At 45.4% G+C, this 2683-nt stretch carries 4 protein-coding genes and 1 pseudogene; 4 read left to right on the forward strand and 1 reads right to left on the reverse strand.

The annotated features are described in order from the left end of the window. The 4 genes from IQ211_RS18775 to IQ211_RS18790 form a co-directional block, all read left to right on the forward strand. The coding region (locus IQ211_RS18775; RefSeq protein WP_193836455.1) for a replication endonuclease at positions 1 to 1089 on the forward strand (1089 nt) is incomplete at its 5' end. Further along, positions 1086 to 1343 (forward strand): hypothetical protein, encoded by a 258-nt coding sequence (locus IQ211_RS18780; RefSeq protein ID WP_189761318.1) that lies wholly within the window; start codon positions 1086 to 1088, stop codon positions 1341 to 1343. The genes IQ211_RS18775 and IQ211_RS18780, both read left to right, overlap by 4 nt. Then, a complete protein-coding gene (locus tag IQ211_RS18785; protein ID WP_189761317.1) occupies positions 1340 to 2035 on the forward strand; it encodes a terminase large subunit domain-containing protein in 696 nt (231 codons plus the stop codon). The genes IQ211_RS18780 and IQ211_RS18785 overlap by 4 nt, the downstream gene beginning before the upstream one ends. Before the next feature lie 315 nt (positions 2036 to 2350). Beyond that, positions 2351 to 2521, forward strand: coding sequence for a hypothetical protein (locus IQ211_RS18790; RefSeq protein WP_193836456.1), 171 nt, complete (start codon positions 2351 to 2353; stop codon positions 2519 to 2521). A 21-nt stretch (positions 2522 to 2542) separates the two neighbouring features. Here IQ211_RS18790 and IQ211_RS19770 read toward each other — a convergent pair. Next, a pseudogene (locus tag IQ211_RS19770) lies at positions 2543 to 2683 on the reverse strand (ogr/Delta-like zinc finger family protein); the annotation flags it as partial.

The raw sequence follows: 2683 nt of genomic DNA on the forward strand, positions 1-2683 counted from the left end.
GCTGATACACAACAGTATTTAAGCGGACTCTGGGCGAAAATCAGAGCCAAACTCCATCGTAATAATCTGCGTATCTTTGGTATTCGCGTGGCTGAACCGCATCACGATGGTACACCGCACTGGCATATGCTGTTTTTTATGCAGCCAGACCAGGCGGATCAGGTACGCGATATTATCCGTGAGTATGCCACCCAGGAAGACCGCCACGAACTGTGGAATGCTAAAGCCGAACAGTGGAATGAGAAAGCCCTGAAAGCGCGATTTCATGCTGAGAAGATTGATCCGGAGAAAGGGTCGGCAACCGGCTATGTGGCGAAATACATTTCTAAAAATATTGATGGCTACGCGATGGACGATGAGCTGGATGATGAAAGCAATCGCCCCATGAAAGAAGCCGCTATCGCCGCCAGTGCCTGGGCAAGTCGCTGGCGTATCCGTCAGTTTCAGTTTGTCGGCGGTGCGCCGGTAACGGTTTACCGTGAACTGCGTCGTATGGCAGACCATGATACCGCGATGGATTTAAGCGTGGAATTTGCTGCTGTGCATGATGCGGCAGATAACGGCGACTGGGCAAGTTATATCAATGCACAGGGTGGCCCTTTTGTTCGTCGTGACGACTTGGTTGCGCGTTTGTGGTATGAGACGGAGCAAGAGACTAACGCCCACGGCGAGAATGTGATCCGTATTAAAGGGGTTTTCTCGATGGACACTCCAATCTTAACACGTCTCAAGAGCTGGAAGATTGTGCCGAAGTTGGCCGAAGCGTCAGCGGAGGCGGGTGTTAGCGGTGCGCCCGCACCGCCTAGGAGTTCTGTCAATAACTGTTCGGGGGTGTCTGGTACGGTCAATGGCAGTAGTGAGGGGCTGATTGAAAAAATTATCGATTATGCCGATTCGGTCGGCATGGATTTTAGCCGATTTATGGCGAAGTCCTTAATCATGGCTGGAAAAATCAGCATAGACGGGCAGCCATTTAAGTCATGGACGAATGGCAGTTTTATTCCTATGGAGTCAGAACGGCAGCAAGAAGCACGCCGCGATAGGTTGCGGGCGCGAATTAATCAACTTGGGGAAATGATGAAACTATGAGAATCAATTTGGGTAAATACGTGATCACATCAGATAGCCGTTCATACACGCTGAATAAAAAGAGCATAGCCAAAACAGGGGAAAATGTTGGTCAGGAGTCTTTAACGCCATTTCGATATTACACGCAATTATCACACTTAGTCCGTGATGTCATCAATCTGGGTGTTGATAGTTCTGATATCAAAACATTGCAGCAGCTTAGTGAGCGTATTGAGGAAATTGCGGAAAATTTGGCGGCGAGGATAACTAAATGAAAGTCATCACCTTAAATGTAACACCTGAAGTCGTTAACAACATCAATCATCAATTTGAGTCAGGTTTATTTGTCTGGCAGGAACGCTGGAAAGCCTGTCGACATTACCGTAACCGTTTTTTGCATAAGGCCAGGCAGATTGGTGCAGATTATTATTTTGTGCTGGAAGCGTTGCAAGATGCCTGCCGGACAGGTCGAAATAAGATTTTTATGTCGAATCAGGAATTATTACCCAATTTTGTTCATTATGTCGCGCAGTATTTCCCGAAGCAGCAGAAGCACCTGGTCGAACAAGCAGATGATATTCAGTTGCTGAGACTCAGTAATGGTGCTGAACTCCGCTTTGTACATGAAAATAGCTATGTTGCTGCGTTGTGCGGGGATGTGTATGTGTCTGAGTGGGCGTGGTCGGTTAATCCTGTTCGATTGGTGCAATTGGCGTTAAGTATATCGATAAATGAGCAATGGCAGAGAACATTTTATTCTTCACGGGGTACAGGCGATAACGGCGAAGAAACGTACAAGCGTTTTTTTACCCATCGTCGTGTTATGGGTGACCCCGCCTTTTTCGATACGGTCACGTTGTTTGAGGTACCTGAACACGATTTGAGTGAGGAGCGGTGCCGCTATCAATGCTCAAAAGAAGAATTTGAGGCGCTGTATTTATGTAAGATGCCACATCCACGCTGGTAATCAGGGAGAAGACACAATGGCTAGATCTCCCTCAGAACGTAAAGCCGCTCAACGTCAACGCCAGCAGTACGCTGGCGTCACCAAAATAGCCTTTTTGCTCTAATAAAAACCTAATATTACATATTGATTTAAAAGTCATTTTTGCAATCAAAACGCAATTTATGATTGATTTTTAGCGAAAAATTCTAGAAATATTGGCTAAGTCACACAATCAGATATTACCTAATGCAATTAATTCAGAGGGCAATTATATTAATTAGTATCTGTTTATATATACAGTATTTCGAGTGTAGTATTTCAAATAGTAGGGATAAAATGTTAGACGCTTTAAACACCTCCATTCTTTTAGAACGTATTGAATTGATCTGTAAAATGGGCGGTTCGGAATATTTAAATGATAGTGACAGGCAGATTGCCCTGTTTTGGCTTGGCGAGTTGGTTAAGCAGGTTAAAGGTGATCTGGAAGCTCAAATAGAAAGCCACTGATAGTGGCTCCTAAAACTTAAATCAGGCTGCACTGGCTTGCAGCAGGTCTAACGCCATCTGGCGTTGCTGCGAACTGAGATGATTAATCACATTTCGCAGCAAAATATCCCCCGTTTTTGCACTGGGGCTGATGGTGTGCGAGAACGTCAGGTTCATCACAAA

Origin of the sequence: Xenorhabdus griffiniae, from assembly GCF_015163655.1 — a bacterium.
Lineage (GTDB): Bacteria > Pseudomonadota > Gammaproteobacteria > Enterobacterales > Enterobacteriaceae > Xenorhabdus > Xenorhabdus griffiniae.

Bases quoted from the DNA above. Each gene is read 5' to 3' on its own strand.
- IQ211_RS18780 (WP_189761318.1), top strand. From the start codon at position 1,086: ATGAGAATCAATTTGGGTAAATACGTGATCACATCAGATAGCCGTTCA.
- IQ211_RS18785 (WP_189761317.1), top strand. From the start codon at position 1,340: ATGAAAGTCATCACCTTAAATGTAACACCTGAAGTCGTTAACAACATC.
- IQ211_RS18790 (WP_193836456.1), top strand. From the start codon at position 2,351: ATGTTAGACGCTTTAAACACCTCCATTCTTTTAGAACGTATTGAATTG.